Source organism: Kitasatospora sp. NPDC004745 (assembly GCF_042873275.1).
GTDB lineage: Bacteria > Actinomycetota > Actinomycetes > Streptomycetales > Streptomycetaceae > Kitasatospora.
This window is the reverse complement of the sequence record NZ_JBIALK010000006.1, coordinates 250,351-266,484: the sequence shown is the minus strand read 5'-3', so window position 1 is coordinate 266,484 and position 16,134 is coordinate 250,351. Positions and strand designations below refer to the sequence as shown.

14 protein-coding genes, 1 tRNA gene and 1 other RNA gene are annotated in these 16,134 nt (G+C 74.1%); 4 read left to right on the top strand and 12 right to left on the bottom strand.

What is annotated here, in order from left to right:
- Nucleotides 1–29: 29 nt before the first annotated feature.
- The 3 genes from ACFYUY_RS14260 to ACFYUY_RS14250 all read left to right on the top strand — a co-directional run bounded on the left by ACFYUY_RS14260 (nucleotide 30) and on the right by ACFYUY_RS14250 (nucleotide 4,072).
- A complete protein-coding gene (locus ACFYUY_RS14260) occupies nucleotides 30–1,484 on the top strand; it encodes an MFS transporter (protein ID WP_387900669.1) in 1,455 nt (484 codons plus the stop codon).
- Nucleotides 1,485–1,598: 114 nt separating this feature from the next.
- A complete protein-coding gene (locus ACFYUY_RS14255; RefSeq protein WP_387900667.1) occupies nucleotides 1,599–3,428 on the top strand; it encodes a prolyl oligopeptidase family serine peptidase in 1,830 nt (609 codons plus the stop codon).
- Nucleotides 3,425–4,072 (top strand): hypothetical protein, encoded by a 648-nt coding sequence (locus tag ACFYUY_RS14250; protein WP_387900665.1) that lies wholly within the window; start codon nucleotides 3,425–3,427, stop codon nucleotides 4,070–4,072. Before ACFYUY_RS14255 ends, ACFYUY_RS14250 begins: the two co-directional genes overlap by 4 nt.
- A 79-nt stretch (nucleotides 4,073–4,151) precedes the next feature.
- Here ACFYUY_RS14250 and ACFYUY_RS14245 read toward each other — a convergent pair whose 3' ends face one another.
- The 10 genes from ACFYUY_RS14245 to ffs all read right to left on the bottom strand — a co-directional run bounded on the left by ACFYUY_RS14245 (nucleotide 4,152) and on the right by ffs (nucleotide 14,244).
- A complete protein-coding gene (locus tag ACFYUY_RS14245; RefSeq protein ID WP_360205562.1) occupies nucleotides 4,152–4,943 on the bottom strand; it encodes an SURF1 family protein in 792 nt (263 codons plus the stop codon).
- A 167-nt stretch (nucleotides 4,944–5,110) separates the two neighbouring features.
- Nucleotides 5,111–6,301: a hypothetical protein gene (locus tag ACFYUY_RS14240; RefSeq protein WP_387900663.1), complete on the bottom strand. Its 1,191-nt coding sequence runs from the start codon at nucleotides 6,299–6,301 to the stop codon at nucleotides 5,111–5,113.
- Nucleotides 6,294–6,932: a SigE family RNA polymerase sigma factor gene (locus ACFYUY_RS14235; RefSeq protein WP_387900768.1), complete on the bottom strand. Its 639-nt coding sequence runs from the start codon at nucleotides 6,930–6,932 to the stop codon at nucleotides 6,294–6,296. Before ACFYUY_RS14235 ends, ACFYUY_RS14240 begins: the two co-directional genes overlap by 8 nt.
- Nucleotides 6,933–7,252: 320 nt before the next feature.
- Complete coding sequence (locus ACFYUY_RS14230; RefSeq protein WP_360205571.1) at nucleotides 7,253–8,323, bottom strand: aspartate-semialdehyde dehydrogenase; 1,071 nt, start codon at nucleotides 8,321–8,323, stop codon at nucleotides 7,253–7,255.
- The gene (locus ACFYUY_RS14225; protein ID WP_360205574.1) at nucleotides 8,320–9,600 is read right to left on the bottom strand and encodes an aspartate kinase; all 1,281 of its coding nucleotides are present in this window, start codon (nucleotides 9,598–9,600) and stop codon (nucleotides 8,320–8,322) included. Before ACFYUY_RS14225 ends, ACFYUY_RS14230 begins: the two co-directional genes overlap by 4 nt.
- A gap of 327 nt (nucleotides 9,601–9,927) precedes the next feature.
- On the bottom strand, nucleotides 9,928–10,644 hold the full coding sequence (locus ACFYUY_RS14220; protein WP_360205576.1) for a DUF5063 domain-containing protein: 717 nt from the start codon (nucleotides 10,642–10,644) through the stop codon (nucleotides 9,928–9,930).
- Nucleotides 10,637–11,236 carry a recombination mediator RecR gene (gene recR, locus ACFYUY_RS14215; protein WP_218198914.1) on the bottom strand — a complete coding sequence of 200 codons (600 nt, stop codon included), beginning with the start codon at nucleotides 11,234–11,236 and terminating at the stop codon, nucleotides 10,637–10,639. The genes ACFYUY_RS14220 and recR overlap by 8 nt, the downstream gene beginning before the upstream one ends.
- A gap of 168 nt (nucleotides 11,237–11,404) precedes the next feature.
- Nucleotides 11,405–11,743, bottom strand: a complete 339-nt coding sequence (locus tag ACFYUY_RS14210; RefSeq protein ID WP_148644036.1) for a YbaB/EbfC family nucleoid-associated protein — start codon at nucleotides 11,741–11,743, stop codon at nucleotides 11,405–11,407.
- A 156-nt stretch (nucleotides 11,744–11,899) separates the two neighbouring features.
- A complete protein-coding gene (locus ACFYUY_RS14205; protein ID WP_387900660.1) occupies nucleotides 11,900–14,083 on the bottom strand; it encodes a DNA polymerase III subunit gamma and tau in 2,184 nt (727 codons plus the stop codon).
- Between the two features lie 70 nt (nucleotides 14,084–14,153).
- Nucleotides 14,154–14,244, bottom strand: an RNA gene (ffs, locus tag ACFYUY_RS14200) — signal recognition particle sRNA small type.
- A 110-nt stretch (nucleotides 14,245–14,354) separates the two neighbouring features.
- Here ffs and ACFYUY_RS14195 point away from each other — a divergent pair.
- A tRNA-Ser gene (locus ACFYUY_RS14195) sits at nucleotides 14,355–14,439 on the top strand.
- A 73-nt stretch (nucleotides 14,440–14,512) separates the two neighbouring features.
- On the opposite strand, the gene ACFYUY_RS14190 is transcribed toward ACFYUY_RS14195, so the two are convergent.
- Complete coding sequence (locus ACFYUY_RS14190) at nucleotides 14,513–14,830, bottom strand: hypothetical protein (protein WP_387900658.1); 318 nt, start codon at nucleotides 14,828–14,830, stop codon at nucleotides 14,513–14,515.
- On the bottom strand, nucleotides 14,827–16,032 hold the full coding sequence (locus ACFYUY_RS14185; RefSeq protein ID WP_387900656.1) for a Shedu anti-phage system protein SduA domain-containing protein: 1,206 nt from the start codon (nucleotides 16,030–16,032) through the stop codon (nucleotides 14,827–14,829). The genes ACFYUY_RS14190 and ACFYUY_RS14185 overlap by 4 nt, the downstream gene beginning before the upstream one ends.
- Nucleotides 16,033–16,134 lie beyond the last annotated feature (102 nt).

Genomic DNA, 16,134 nt, shown 5'->3' with positions numbered 1-16,134 from the left:
CCTGGCCCCGCCCCACCGAGGAGAGCCCGATGAGCACCGCCCCCGACCTCGCCCACCGACCCGCCGCCAGGCGATCCACCGGGAGCACGAGCGCCGAGGACCGACCCGCCGCGAGCCGCCCCGGCGCCCCGCCCGGTCTGCTGCCGGTCGTCCTGGCCGCCACCTTCATGACCTCCCTCGACGTCTTCGTCGTCAACGTCGCCGTCCCGTCCCTCCAGGCCGACCTGGGCGCCGGACCGGCCGTCGTCCAGTGGGTGATGGCCGGGTTCAGCCTGGCCCTCGCGGCCGGCCTGGTCACCGCCGGCCGGCTCGGCGACCGCTACGGCCGCCGCCGGGTGTTCGGCCTCGGGCTGGCCCTGTTCACCCTCGCCTCCGCGGGCTGCGGCTTCGCCCCGACCGCCGCCGCGCTGGTCGGCGCCCGGGTCGCGCAGGGGCTGGCGGCGGCCCTGATGGGCCCTCAGGTGCTGGCGATCCTGCGGACGGCGTTCAGCGGCGCAGCGCAGGCCCGGGCGTTCGCCCGGTACGGGCTGACGATGGGCGTCGGCGCGGTGTTCGGCCAGCTGATCGGCGGGCTGCTGATCCGGGCCGACGTGCTCGGCCTCGGCTGGCGCAGCTGCTTCCTGATCAACCTGCCGGTCGGCCTGGCCGCCCTCGTCCTGGTGCGCCGGTGCCTGCCGGAGTCGCGGGCGCCGCGGCGGCCGGGTCTGGATCCGGTCGGCGTGCTGCTGGTCACCGCCGCGCTGACCGGCCTGGTGCTGCCGCTGATCCAGGGCCCGCAGCTGGGCTGGCCGTCGTGGACGCTGCTCTGCCTGGCCGGTTCGGTGGCCCTGCTGGCCGGTTTCGCCGTGCACCAGCACCGCACCCGGGCAACCGGCTCCCCGCTGGTCGACACCGGGCTGTTCCGGAGCAGGGCGTTCGGCGCCGGGCTGCTCGCCCAGCTGGCCTTCTGGCTCGGCCAGGCCTCGTTCTTCCTGGTGCTCGCCCTGCACCTGCAGCTGGGCCGCGGCCTGGACGCGTTCGGCGCCGGGCTGGTGTTCACGGCGATCGGCGTCGGCTACCTGATCACGTCCAACGCCGTGCACCGGGTGGCGGAGCGGCTCGGCGGGCCGCGGACGATCACCCTCGGCGGGCTGTCGATGGCTGCCGGCCTGGGCCTGCTCGCCCTCGCGGTGTACGGGGCCCCGGCGGCCGGGGTGTGGTGGCTGGCGCCGGGGCTCTTCGTGGACGGCCTCGGAATGGGCCTGGTGATCGCGCCGGTGACCTCCGTGGTGCTGGCCGGGGTGGAGCCGCGGCTGGCGGGTTCGGCCGCCGGAGTGCTGGCCACCGTGCAGCAGGTCGGCGGGGCTCTCGGCATCGCCCTGATCGGACTCCTGTACTACGGGGCGGGGGATCCGGTGGCGGCGTTCGGCCGCAGCGTGACGGCGCTGGCGGTGCTGGAGCTGGTGCTGGTGGGCCTGGTCAGGCTGCTGCCGCGCCGGGCGTGAGCGGCGCGGGCGGGCCCCGGCGGCGGGGCGCCGAGGGGGCGGAACGGTGCGGGCGGGCGGGCGGGAGCCACCCGCCCGTTCCGTTCCGTCCCCCCGATCGGGTTGGATGGTCGGATGAGCGAGGAGAAGAGCGCCGTCCCGGCATGGGAGCAGCGGTTCAGGGCGGCACGCGTGTCACTGCCCGACTGGGCGGAGGACGCCCCCGACCGGGCGCTGTACGTGTCCAACGCGACCGGCACCTACGAGGTCTACGCCTGGGACCGTGCCACCGGCACCCACCGCCAGGTCACCGACCGTCCGAACGGCACCACCGACGCCGAGCTGGCCCCCGACGGCGAGTCGGTGTGGTGGTTCGACGACCACGACGGGGACGAGTTCGGCGTCTGGCGCCGCCAGTCCTTCGCCGGCGGCCCCGACGAGGAGGCCGTGCCCGGCCTCGCCGCCTCCTACTCGGCGGGCCTGGCGCTCGGCCGTGACGGCACCGTGGTCGTCGGCCGGTCCACCGACGAGGACGGCACCACCCTGCACCTGTGGCGCCCCGGCGCGGCCGCGGCCGTCGAGATCTACCGGCACGAGGAGTACGGCGGCGTCGGCGACATCAGCCACGACAGCGCGCTGCTGGCCATCGACCACACCGAGCACGGCGACGCGATGCACTCGGCGATCCGCGTCGTCCGCCTCGCCGACGGCACGACCGTCGCCGAGCTCGACGAGGTCACCGGCCGCGACGAGCCGCGCGGCGTGGCCTGCCTCGGCTTCGCCCCCGTCGAGGGCGACACCCGGCTGCTGGTCGCGCACCAGCGCACCGGCCGCTGGGAGCCGATGATCTGGGACGTCGCCACCGGCGCCGAGACCGCGCTGCCGCTGCGCGACGAGCAGGGGCGCGAGCTGCCCGGCGACGTCTCCGCCCAGTGGCGGCCCGGCGCGGCGGAGCTGCTCGTCGAGCACGAGTACGAGGCGCGCAGCGAGCTGTTCTCGTACGCGCTGGCGGACGGCCGGCTGACCCGCCTGGACACCCCGCGCGGCACGGTCGGCGGCGCCACCGCCCGTCCGGACGGCACCGTCGAGTACCTGTGGTCCTCCGCGGCCGAGCCCTCCGCCGTCCGCTCCACCGCCGGGGCGGTCGTGCTGCGGGCGCCCGGCGCGGTGCCGCCCGGCTCCGTCCCGGTCGAGGACGTCTGGGTGGACGGGCCCGGCGGGCGGGTGCACGCGCTCGTGCAGCGGCCGGCCGGCGCGGGCGAGGGCCCCCACCCGACGGTGTTCGAGATCCACGGCGGCCCCACCCACCACGACAGCGACTCCTTCGCCGCCGGGCCGGCCGCCTGGCTGGACCACGGCTTCGCGGTCGTCCGGGTCAACTACCGCGGCTCCACCGGCTACGGCCAGGCCTGGACGGACGCCCTGCGCGAGCGGGTCGGCCTGATCGAGCTGGAGGACATCGCGGCCGTCCGCGAGTGGGCCGTCACCAGCGGCCTCGCCGACCCGCAGCGGCTCGTGCTCACCGGCGGCAGCTGGGGCGGCTACCTCACCCTGCTCGGCCTCGGGGTCCAGCCGGACGCCTGGGCGCTGGGCGTGGCCGCGGTGCCCGTCGCGGACTACCACACCGCGTACGCCGACGAGATGGAGGCGCTGAAGTCGCTGGACCGCACCCTCTTCGGCGGCACCCCCGAGGAGGTCCCGGAGCGTTTCACCGCCTCCTCACCGCTCAGCTACGTCGACCGGGTGCGGGTGCCGGTCTACATCAGCGCCGGGGTCAACGACCCGCGCTGCCCGATCCGGCAGATCGAGAACTACGTCGAGCGGCTGGAGCGGCTGGGCACGCCGCACGAGGTCTACCGGTACGACGCCGGGCACGGGTCGCTGGTGGTGGAGGAGCGGATCAAGCAGCTGCGGCTGGAGATCGACTTCGTCCGGCGGCACCTCGGTGGCGGGGGGACGGTGTGAGACGCCTGCTGGTGGTCGCGGGGGTGGCGGCGGTCGGGGCCCTGGTGCTCACCGGCTGTTCCGGCCGGTCCGACGCGCTGGCGTCCTGCCCGCCGCCGGCCGCACCCGCGGCGCCCGGCCCGTCGGGCACGGTGACGCCCGCGGTCCCGTCGGCCCCCTCGGCCCCGCCGACCGCGGCGGCGCCGAAGGCACCGGCCGCCACCGCGACCCGCTCGGGCGCGTGGGGGGCGGCCCGGCCGGGCGCGGGCACGGTCGTGCGGCCGGCGGTCTACCAGCCGTCCGAGGGGGACGCCCCGGTGGTCCTGCCCGCCAGGAGCGGCAAGGGGTCGAGCGGGTCCAAGGGCTCGTCCGGGTCGAAGGGCTCCAGCGCGTCCAGCGGGTCCAGCGGCTCGAAGGGGTCGAAGACGGGGCGCACGGTGCACCACCACATCGACCACTACGACTCGGACGGCACCGTGAACGGCGGCCGCGGCCGCTGCGGCGACGTCGCGCCGGCGTTCACCGAGTCCCCGAGTGCGGTGCCGGGCTCCCCCGGGGCGGTGCCGGGCGTCCCGGCCAAGCCGGGCAGCGCCCCCGCCGTGCCCGTGCCGACGGCGCCGGCCGTACCGGGAGCACCCACCGTGCCGGGTGCGCCGAAGCGCTGAGCGGGTCGGAGCGCCGAACCGCCGATGCATCGAGCGCGTCGGAGCGACGAACCGGCCGGCGCGCGGCCGATCGCGGCGGTCAGTCCAGGACCGGGTCCAAGCCGAGGGCCCGGTCCTGCTCCGCCTCCGCCTCGCGACGCAGCAGGCGGAACCACATGAAGACCACGAACCCGCCGAAGACGAACCACTCCAGGGTGTAGCCCAGGTTCTGGAAGGCCCGCAGGCTGAGCCCGTCGCCGCCCTGCGGCTGGACGGTGGGCACCGGGGTCAGCCCGGCCGGTGCGGCGTCCGCCGCCACCCAGCCGTCGTACCAGCCGTCGTACGCCAGCGCGTTCAGCAGTGCCGCCCGGTTGACGGTGCCGAGCTGGCCGGCCGGCAGGCCGCCGGCCACCGCACCGTTGCTGCCGCTGGTCTCACCGGCCTGCAGCCGGCCGGTGACGGTCACCTGCCCGGCCGGCGGCGGCGCGATCGCGGACGCGCCCCCGGCGGGCTCGCCGGGCGCCCAGCCGCGGACCACCGCGGCGACGTGGCCGTCGGCGGTGCGCAGCGGGGTGAGCACGTAGTAGCCCTGCCTGCCGTCCACCACCCGGTCCGGGACGAGCAGTTGGTGCTCCGGGTCGTAGTCGCCGGTCAGCGTGACGGGCTGGCCGACGGTCTCGGTGGTCACCTGCGGGGCGGCCTGGTTGAGCAGGCTCTCGATCGGCCTGGGATCACCCGCGGCGGCGACGGTCCGCTCGGCCTCCCGGTGGGAGGAGAACCGGTCCTCGAACCGGCCGAGCTGCCAGGAGCCCAGCCAGACGCACACCGCCACGGCCGCCACGGCCAGCGCGGTGCCGCCGAGCCAGCGCGGGGTCAGGAGGAACCGGTACACACCCCCCACGGTAACCAGTCCTCACACCCGCTCCGACCACAGGGGTCCGTGGCACGGACCGCGGCGGGGCGGAGCCGGCCCGGGCGACCGGACGGGCGGGGCCACGGCGGGGGCGTGCCGCGGCCGGACCGACGGCGCGGAGGCGGCGGCCCCGGGCCGCCGCCGGTTCACCCCGCCGCGGGCGATCCCGAGGGCTGCGGGGCGGCCGCACCGCCCGCCGCCTGCACCCCGCCGCGGTAGAACGTCCCGCCACAGCCGACCGGGAGGGTGACGGTGGCGGCGGCGGGGCTGCCGGGGGCGGGGGTGTGGGCGATGGTGGCGCCGGCGGGCGCCGTGGTCGGACCGGCCGTCGGGGTGGCGGTGGGGCTGGGCACGGTGGTCGCCCCGGCACTGGGGGACGAACTGGCCGGGGGCCCGACGCTGGGGGCCCCCGAGGCGCCGGAGCCGGGTGCCGCCCCGGTGGCGGCGGGGGCCGGGGTGCCGGCGGCGACGGGGTTGGCGCCGCCCTGGCCGGCGGGCGTGGTCGTGGCGGTGCCGCTCCCGCGGGTGGGGCAGCCGGTCCGGTCGGGGATCCAGGTGAAGGGCACCCGGTAGCCGGCCTGCGGGGCGAGCACGGGCGGCTCGGCGTCCATCGCGGGGAGGGTCACGGCAGGGTCGCCGGCGGTGCGGTCGGCGGTGCGGACCCGGCCGCGGTCGATCCCGGTCACGGACGTGACGGCGACGGCGCCGGGGCCGCCGAGCCGGCAGCTGTGGTCGGAGACGTTGAGCACGGTGAAGGAGCCGGTGATCCGGCCGTCGGAGTCGGCGGGGCCGGTCTGGGCGCTGCCCTGGCCGAGGTCGGCACGGGTGCAGAGCGGGGTGATCGGGCTGTCGCCGGTGCTGGTGGCGGGGGCCGGGGCGGTGGTGGTGCCGTCGGCGCGGGTGGTGGTGCTGCCGGAGCTGGGCGAGGCAGTGGGGGTGCCGGACGGTGGTGCGGTGTCGCTGGTGCCGCTGCCGGGGCCGGTGCGCGGGGGTGTGCCGGAGCCGGTGGTGCCGCCGGTCCTGGTGCCGGTGGGGGCGGTGGCGGCCGGACTCTTGGCGTCGGCGGAGCCGGGGCCGCCGGAGAGGCCGAGGTGTTCCCCGTCGTGCAGGGCGGGCAGGGCGATCGCGACGGCGAGGGCGAGGGCGGCGGCGCCGGTCCAGGCTCCGCGCCGGGCGGCGCGGCGGCGGGGTACGGCGTACCGGATCCGCGGCAGGCCGCCGGGTTCGGGCTGGATGTCCGCGACGGCCCGCCGCATCAGGTCCCGGACGGCCCGCTCCTCGGCGGAGAACCCGTCGTCGGCGCCGCCGGAGGGCCGTTGCCTGGCACCGTCAGCCATGTCCGGCCTCCATCTGGGACCGCAGGGCGGCGAGTCCGCGGGAGCCGTAGGCCTTCACGGACCCGAGCGAGATGCCGAGGGTGTCAGCGACCTGCGCCTCCGTCATGTCCACGAAGTAACGCAGCACCAGAACCTCCCGCTGACGGCGTTGCAGACCACGCAGCGCGGCCTTCAACTGGTCGCGCTCCAGCGCATCGTAGGCGCCTTCTTCTGCACTGGCCATGTCAGGCATGGGCTTTGGCAGGAGCCGCAGACCGAGGATCCGCCGGCGCAGCGTGGAGCGCGACAGGTTGACGACGGTCTGCCGCAGGTAGGCGAGGGTCTTCTCCGGTTCACGGACCCGGCGGCGGGCGGCGTGCACCCGGATGAACGCCTCCTGGACGACGTCCTCACAGGTCGACAGGTCGTCCAGGAGCAGGGCGGCGAGCCGCAGCAGGGAGCGGTAGTGGGCTTGGTAGGTCTCGGTGAGCAGGTCCTCGCTGGTACCGGCGTCGGTGCCGGCGCCGGAGCCCGCCGCACCGGGTGCGACCGCGGTCATCTGGTCGTCTTCCGGCCTACTCGCCGGCCGCGGGGTACGCGAGGGGAAGGTCACCACGGCCCTCGCCGGGATGCCCGCCCCTGCTCCCACCATCACGTTCGCCACGCCCGTTGGACACTCGATCCCCTGTCATGGTTGCCCAGCCCGGGGGCCATTCTTCCGCATCGGCCGAAGAGGCCTCCAGGGGATTCCAGCGGGATTCCGGACAGATTGTGTCGAGGAGCGGACACGCGCCCGCCTTCCGGATGCCGTCCGGACCGTCAGGTGCTGTGCCGGGCGGGCGGGGAGGACCGGACGCGGCGGGGGCCCGGTCCGCTCCGGCGGGGGTGAAGGTTCCGCCGCCCCGGGCCGGGGTTACGGTTCCGCCACCGCCCGGCAGGGGTTGCGGTTCCGCCACCCCCGCTGAGCCCCGGTCAGTCCTCGGCGGCCTGTCCGGCCGTCAGCTCACCGGCCACCAGTTCCGCGATCTGCAGCAGGTTCAGCGCCGCGCCCTTGCGCAGGTTGTCGCCGCAGAGGAAGAGGTCGAGCGCGTCCGGCTCGTCCAGGGCCCGGCGCACCCGGCCGACCCAGACCGGGTCGGTGCCGACCACGTCGTTGGGGGTGGGGAACTCCCCGGCCGCCGGATCGTCGTAGAGCACCACGCCGGGGGCGTCCCGGAGGATCTGCTGCGCGTGCTCCTGGGTGACCTCGCGTTCGAACAGCGCGTGCACGGCCAGCGCGTGGGTGCGCACGACCGGGATGCGGACGCAGGTCGCCGAGACCTTGAGGGCGGGCAGGCCGAGGATCTTGCGGGCCTCGTCGCGGATGCCCATCTCCTCCGAGGACCACCCGCCGTCCCGCAGGAAGCCCGTCCAGGGCACCGCGTTGAGGGCGAGCGGGGCCGCGAACGGCCCGTTGTCGGCGATCACCGCGCGCAGGTCGCCGGTCTGCCGGCCGAGCTCCGCGCCGGCCACCAGGGCGGTCTGTTCGCGCAGCGCCGCCTCGCCGTCACGGCCCTCGCCGGAGGCGGCCTGGTAGGAGGCGACGACGAGCTGCACCAGCCCGTACTCGGCGTGCAGGGCGCCGACGGCGGCGATCATCGCGAGGGTGGTGCTGGCGGGGCTGGCGACGATGCCGCGGGCCCGCATCCGCAGCGCGGCCGCGTTGACCTCGGGGACGACCAGCGGCACGTCCCCGGCCGTGCGGAAGGCCGCGGAGTCGTCGACCACCACGACGCCCTTGGCCGCGGCGATCGGCGCCCACTGGGCGGAGACCGCGTCGGGGACGGCGAACACGGCGACGTCGATCCCCGCGAAGGCCTCCTCCGTCAGCGGCACGACCTCGACGGGCTCCCCGCGCACGACCGGCTTGCGGCCGGCCGAGCGCGGGGAGGCGACGAGTCGGACCTCGCCCCAGACGTCCTGGCGGAGCGAGAGCAGGCCGAGCAGCACCTCGCCGACCGCGCCGGTGGCGCCGACGACGGCGAGGTTCGGCCGCCGGGTCATCGCCCGGTGCCCCCGTAGACGACGGCCTCGTCCGACTCGCTGTCCAGTCCGAAGGCGCTGTGCACGGCGCGGACGGCCTCCGGCACGTCGTCGGCGCGGGTGACGACCGAGATGCGGATCTCCGAGGTGGAGATCAGCTCGATGTTGACGCCGGCCGCCGAGAGCGCCTCGAAGAAGGTCGCGGTGACGCCCGGGTTGGAGCGCATGCCGGCGCCGACCAGGGAGATCTTGCCGATCGCGTCGTCGTAGCGGAGCGACTCGAAGCCGATGCCCTCCTTGACCCGGCCGAGCGCGTCGATGGCCTTCTGGCCCTCGGTCTTCGGCAGGGTGAAGGAGATGTCGGTCAGCCCGGTCGACGCGGCGGAGACGTTCTGCACCACCATGTCGATGTTGACCTCGGCGTCCGCGATGGCGCGGAAGATGCGGGCCGCCTCGCCCGGCTTGTCGGGCACCCCGACGACCGTGACCTTGGCCTCCGAGGTGTCGTGGGCGACTCCGGAGATGATGGCCTGCTCCATCTCGCCCCCTTCGGGCTTGTTCGGGTTGTCGTTGCTGACGATCGTCCCGGGGAGACCCGAGAAGGACGAGCGTACGTGAATCGGGATGTTGTAGCGCCGCGCGTACTCCACGCAGCGGTCGAGCAGCACCTTGGAGCCGGACGACGCCAGCTCCAGCATGTCCTCGTACGCGATCCAGTCGATCTTGCGGGCCTTCTTCACCACGCGCGGGTCGGCGGTGAAGACGCCGTCCACGTCGGTGTAGATCTCGCAGACCTCGGCCTTGAGCGCGGCGGCGAGCGCGACGGCGGTGGTGTCCGACCCGCCGCGGCCCAGCGTGGTGATGTCCTTGCTGCTCTGCGAGACGCCCTGGAACCCGGCCACGATCGCGATGTTGCCCTCGTCCAGGGCGGTGCGGATGCGGCCCGGCGTCACGTCGATGATGCGCGCCTTGTTGTGGACGGAGTCGGTGATGACACCGGCCTGGCTGCCCGTGAAGGACTGGGCCTCGTGACCCAGGGATTTGATCGCCATGGCCAGCAGCGCCATGGAGATGCGCTCTCCAGCGGTCAGCAGCATGTCGAACTCACGGCCGGCAGGGAGCGGTGACACCTGCTCCGCGAGTTCGATGAGCTCGTCCGTCGTGTCGCCCATCGCGGACACCACGACGACGACCTCATGGCCGGCCTTCTTGGCGTCAACGATTCGACGGGCCACGCGCTTGATGCCCTCGGCATCCGCAACGGATGAGCCGCCGTACTTCTGCACGACAAGGCCCACGTGCGCTCCTCGACTTGTGTCGTCTTCCGGGGGCTCCGGGCCCCCGCACCCCCGGGGGAACGGGGGCATGCGGTCGGCGCCAGTCTACCGAGCAGGGGTGCCCCGACCGGCGCCTTCCACATGATGAGACGACTGTTTCACCAGGTGGTCGGCCCGCCGGGCTGCGCCACCGGCAGGTCTGCGGGCGATCCGGCGGTGCCCCGAAGAATCGGCGGACGGACGGACGGCGATCCGGCGGGTTTCCCTCCCCGCCCGGACCGCTGAGGCATCCGTCACACTCCGCCGGAGCCGGTCACCGTCCGCCACGGCCGGGCGCGCCGGGTGCCGTTACCGCCCGAGCCCCAGCTCGGCCGCCATCAGGTCGCCGGCCTGCTGCTCCAGCTGCTCGTCGGTGAGCCCGTCGTCGTCCGTGTCGGCGCCGTCCGGCACCGCCCCGATCGGGCTGTCCAGCCGCACGTGCGCGATCAGCGACTGCAGCGCGCGCAGCACCGCCGTGCAGGTCGTGCCCCAGTTGGAGAGGTACGAGAACTGCCACCACCACAGCGCCTCGCTGACCCGGCCCTCGCGGTAGTGCGTCAGCCCGTGCTGCAGCTCGCTGACCACCCCCGCCAGGTCGTCCGAGATCCGGAAGGCGTTCGGCTTCTCCGGCGGCCCGTACGGGTCGAAGACCTCGTGGTACACGTCGATCGGGGCGAGCAGCACGGCCAGCCGCTCGCGGAGCTGCTCGCCGTCCGGCTCGGGCCCCGCGTCGGGCTCGAAGCGGTCCTCGGGGACGACGTCCTCGATGGCGCCCAGCCGGCCGCCGGCCAGCAGCAGCTGCGAGACCTCCAGGAGCAGCAGCGAGACCGCGCTGCCCGGCTCGTCGCCCTTGGCGACCTCGGTGACGGCGAGCACGAAGCTCTCCACCGAGTCGGCGATCTGCACGGCGAAGTCGTCCGGCTCCGAGCCGTGCGCGTGGGTGTGCGGCGCGTGGTCCCCGTGCGGCTGTCCGTGGGACGGCTGGTGGGGCGTGTGGGGCTGCTGGTTGAGCGTCCGGTCAGACATCGAGCAGTCGTCTCCCTTCGAAGGCGCGGCCGAGGGTGACCTCGTCCGCGTACTCCAGATCCCCGCCGACGGGCAGACCGCTCGCCAGCCGGGTCACCTTCAGGCCCATCGGCTTGCAGAGCCGGGCCAGATAGGTGGCGGTCGCCTCCCCCTCCAGGTTGGGGTCGGTGGCCAGGATCAGCTCGGTGACCGTGCCGTCCGCGAGGCGCGACAGCAGCTCGCGGATCCGCAGGTCGTCCGGGCCGACGCCCTCGATGGGGCTGATCGCGCCGCCCAGCACGTGGTAGCGGCCGCGGAACTCACGGGTGCGCTCGATGGCGACGACGTCCTTGGGCTCCTCCACCACGCAGATGACGGCGAGGTCGCGGCGCGGGTCCAGACAGACCCGGCACTGCTCGGCCTCCGCGACGTTCCCGCAGACCGCGCAGAAACGGACCTTGTCCTTGACCTCCAGCAGCGCGTGCGCGAGACGGCGCACGTCGGTCGGGTCGGCCTGCAGGACGTGGAAGGCGATCCGCTGGGCGCTCTTGGGACCGACACCGGGCAGCCTGCCCAGCTCGTCGATCAGGTCCTGAACCACGCCCTCGTACAACGTCGCGCCTTCCTTCGGATGGTCGGTGGTGCTCCGGTGCCATCATCCAACGAATCGGGCGCCGGACACACCGCCCGACGCCCGACTCCCACATAAATCACATGGGTCCGCTGTCTGAACTCCAGAATCCCGGGGCTCCGGGCCCCCGGGCCTCCGGGGCCGGAGGGGTCAGAACGGCAGACCGGGGATCCCACCGCCCAGGCCCTGGGTCAGCGGGCCCATGCGCTCGGCCTGCATCTTCTGCGCCGTCTGGTTGGCGTCCCGCACGGCCGCCAGGATCAGGTCGGCCAGGGTCTCGGTGTCCTCCGGGTCGACGGCGGCCGGGGCGATGGTCAGCGCCACCAGCTCACCGGCACCGGTCACCGTGGCCTCGACCAGGCCACCGCCCGCCGAACCGTTCACCTTCGCCTCGGCCAGCTCCTGCTGCGCCTTCGCGAGATCCTGCTGCATCTTCTGCGCCTGCTTCAGCAGCTGCTGCATGTTGGGCTGGCCACCACCGGGAAACACGGCTCACTCCTCGCTGTCGTGCCTGCTGGCCCGCCCCGTCGTCCACGTGCCCGCCCCGCTCGCGCCATCCGCGTGCGGGACGGGGCGCGTCGCCCGTCCGCAGTCCAGCTCGCGTCGTCACGGCCGAGCCTACGTGCTGCCGGGGCGGCCCGTCGCTCAGTTGCCGCGGTGGTGGATCTCCTCCAGGACCGTCGCCCCCAGCTCGCGGATGATCAGGTCCTGACCGGAGAACGCGTCCTCGTTGAGGTCCGGGTCGTCCTCCTCCGGGACGTCGTCCTCCGGCCGCACGGACTGCACCGGGCGGGCCGGCACGGCCGCCACCGGCGGCGCGGCCTGGACCGGCGGGGACGCCACCGGGGCGGCCTGCGGCTGCGGCGAGGACTGCGGCTGCACCGGCGCGGGCACCGGGGCCGCCACCGGCGGCGCGGCGGCCGCCGGACGGGCCGGAGCCCCCCAGCCGCCCCCGGCCGGGGCACCGCCACCGGCCGGGACGCCGCCACCGCCACCGAGGCTGCCGCCGCCGGACGGGTCGACGATGCACTCGATCCGCCAGTCCACGCCCAGCGCGTCGCCCAGCGCCTGGCGCAGCACGTCGTCGCTGTTGCTGCCGACGAAGCTGTCCCGGGCGCCGGCGTTGATGAACGACACCTGGAGCACGCTGCCGTCGAACCCGGCCACCTGACCGTTCTGGCTGAGCAGGATCCAGGTGAAACGGCGGCGGTTCTTCACCGCCTCCAGGATCTGCGGCCACAGCTGCCGGACCTGCGCGGCACCCTGCTGCGCCGCGGCCGACGGCTGCGCGCCGGGCGCGGACGCGGGAACCGGGGGCGCGGGGGCGGCCACGGGGGCGGGCGCGGCGGGGGCAGGCGCCGGGGCGGCCTCCGCCGCCGGAGCCGGCGCCTGCGGCGCGGGGGCACCGGCCGGGGGGAAGCTGCGCGGGATCGGCCAGGCACCGGGCGCCGGCCCGGCGGGCGCGGGCGCCACCGGCGCGGAAGCCGGGGCCGCCTGGACGGGCGGGGCCTGCACCGGAGCGGCCTCCGCCACCGGGGCGGGCCCCGGGGGGACGGGCGCGGCCGCGGGAGCCGCGACCGGAACAGCCGCGGGGGCCGCGGGGGCCGCGGGAGCCGCCACGGGGGCCGGGCCCGCCGGTACCAGGCCCGCCGGAGCGGCGAACCCGCCGGCGGCCGCCCGGCGCTCCAGCTTGTCCAGCCGCGCCTGCAGCGACAGCTCGTCGCTGTACGCACCCGGCAGCATCACCCGGGCGCAGATCAGCTCCAGCTGCAGCCGGGGCGCCGCGTTGCCGCGCATCTCGGTCAGCCCGGTGTTGACGAGGTCAGCCGCGCGGCTCAGCTCGGCCGCACCGAAGGCGTCCGCCTGCGCCTGCATGACTGCGACCCGGTCCGCCGGGGCGTCGATCAGCCCCTTCTCCCCCGCCTCCGGAACGGTGGCCAGGATGACCAGGTCGCGCAGCCGCTCCAGCAGGTCGGTGACGAAGCGCCGCGGATCGTGCCCTCCCTCGACCACCCGGTCGATCACCTGGAACACCGTCGCCCCGTCCTGCGCGGCGAAGGCGTCCACCACCTCGTCCAGCAGCGCCGAGTCGGTGTACCCGAGCAGCGCCGTCGCCATCTGGTACGTCACGCCGCCCTCGGCGGCACCGGCCAGCAGCTGGTCCATGACCGACATCGAGTCACGCACCGAACCCGCGCCGGCGCGGACCACCAGCGGGAACACCGAGTCCTCGACCTGGATGCCCTCCCGGCCGCAGACCTCCGCCAGGTAGTCGCGCAGGGTGCCCGGCGGCACCAGCCGGAACGGGTAGTGGTGCGTCCGGGACCGGATCGTCCCGATGACCTTCTCCGGCTCGGTGGTCGCGAAGATGAACTTCAGGTGCTCCGGCGGCTCCTCCACCACCTTGAGCAGCGCGTTGAACCCCGCCGAGGTCACCATGTGGGCCTCGTCCAGGATGAAGATCTTGTACCGGCTGTGCACCGGCGCGAAGAAGGCCCGCTCCCGCAGCTCGCGCGCGTCGTCGACGCCACCGTGCGAGGCCGCGTCGATCTCGATCACGTCGATCGAGCCGGGCCCGCCGGTCGCGAGGTCGCGACAGGACTGGCACTCGCCGCAGGGCGTCGGCGTCGGCCCCTGCTCACAGTTCAGACAGCGGGCCAGGATGCGTGCGCTCGTGGTCTTGCCACAGCCGCGCGGCCCGCTGAACAGGTACGCGTGGTTGACCCTGTTGTTGCGCAGGGCCTGCTGGAGCGGAGCGGTCACGTGCTCCTGCCCGATGACCTCCGCGAAGGTCTCGGGGCGGTAGCGGCGGTACAGGGCTAGGGACACACCCCCGACGATATCGGGACGCACGGACAAACGCGTCGCCCCTCGCCCCGCCCACCGGCCCCGGGAACGCAAAGACCCCCCGTGCACCCGCCAGAGCCCTCCTACCCTTGCTGCCTTCCGGCCCTGGGGGGGTTCAGAGAGATAACGCCACACGAGGGGCTGACACCCACAGTACCGGATCCCCGCCCCGACGATCCACAGGCCACCCCGCCTCCGAGCCTCCGGGATAGCTGGTCGCGACCACCCCTCAACATGTACTAAGCTCTCCCACGGAGGATTCGCCTAGAGGCCTAGGGCGCACGCTTGGAAAGCGTGTTGGGGGCAACCCCTCACGAGTTCGAATCTCGTATCCTCCGCCGGCAGAAGGCCCGGACCGCGTCACGCGGTCCGGGCCTTCGTCGTTGCCGACTGTCCCCGCCGCCATCATGTTTACCGTCGGCGCAGGTGGCGAGAGGCCTCCAAGCAGGAAGACAACCAGGTTGCCTCTGGTTGGTTGATGACCAGGTCGCCGACAGTGATCATCCCGCCCATGGCCTCGCCGACCCGGATCGAGTGGTCGCCGACGCGGAACAGCTGCCAATCCGCGTCGCTGTGCCAGAGGCGCGCCGTCTTCTCCCCTCGACGCTGAGCAAAAACGAGCTCCTCGCCGTACTCGTTCAGGAAGTAGCCCACGTAGTCCTTCGCAGTGATCGAGCCACCGCACAGGCGAGCCAGGAGCTGCTCGATCGAGGGCTGGGCGCCAGTCACGAGTCGGCCTCCTCAGTCGCTTCCGAGTCCTGTTGTTCGGATGACAGCGCAAGCATCCGACTGGCCGAATCGAGCAGGGTCTCGTAGGTGATCACTTCTATCCGGGTGGCGTGCGTGTTGTAGGTACGCAGGGTCTCTGCGACTTCCGTCGGCGCAATACCCCCTCCCACATAGCGCGAGTGGCCGATCACAATGGTGGCCGAGGCCCTGCGGCTGTCGACTCCGTAGTCGGCCAGGATGGTCCGCCGGTTCTCGTCCAGTGTCCGCAGGTAGTTCTGCGCCTGGGAGACCGCTTGGTGGGGTGGCGCGCCGAGCATCAGATGGCCGCTGCGGCGAATGACCAAGTTCTCGATGTTGGCGCGCTTGAGCTCGACGACGTGCAGGGAGCCATCGGCACGCAGAAGCGGGATGTCCAGGATGGTGTCCGGGGTGAATTGGCGGCGCGCCAGCTCACCCACATAGGCCCCGCCGAAGATCCACGCCTGATTCTTCAGACAGGCGTGAAGCGCGCTCTCGGAACTGGCCGGATCGTCCACCGTAGCCCTCAGGGCCGCGAGGCCGGCCCGCCTGGCCTTCAGCTCGAGGAACTGGGCCAACAGCCCCGCGTCGGCATCCGCCAGGACATCACCCAGCAACCGGGCAGACTCCGCAGAGGCCGGACGCGGCAGACTTCGCAGGACGAGCTCAAGGTGGCCATACTGCTGGAGTCGCCTGACCTCCCGAGTGGACAGCCGGATCCCACCCTCGCCAGCCTCGACTCCTAGGTGATCGGCGGACTGTGCAATGCCGCGGAAGAGATCACGGGCATCCGCGGCAGTCGCGTCCGGATTGTCACGGCAGAGCACGTCAAGCACGGCAACCGCCCGGCCGGCGCCAAGAGCGGCCATCCTCCGATGGAACTCCTCGCCACGCTGCTGAGCGTCCTCGTCGTAGTACCCCTCCAAAACTTCGAGGAACAGCTCTCCGCCGGCATAACCGGCGAACCGTTGGAAGCGCTGAGCAAGCGCGAAGTCCCCACACAGGACGGCCCCTTGGGCCACATCGTTCAGGGCGTCCACCAATGGCCGGCCCTTGCCGTACGTGCGGTCCGTTCCCATGATCCGCAACACCTTATCGATGCGCTGCTGGACCACCGCGTGCTCGGTGAGCCCCCTTGCCGCTTCGACCATGCACTGGAGCGAGAAGCTGGATCTGAATCCCATCGAGCTAGCCTAGGGTCGGGTACTGACAGCAAAGCCTGGGCCCCACCCCACTTCACCCGACGTCAGAACCGGCACGAACCCCGGCGGACAGGGTCCGGGAGA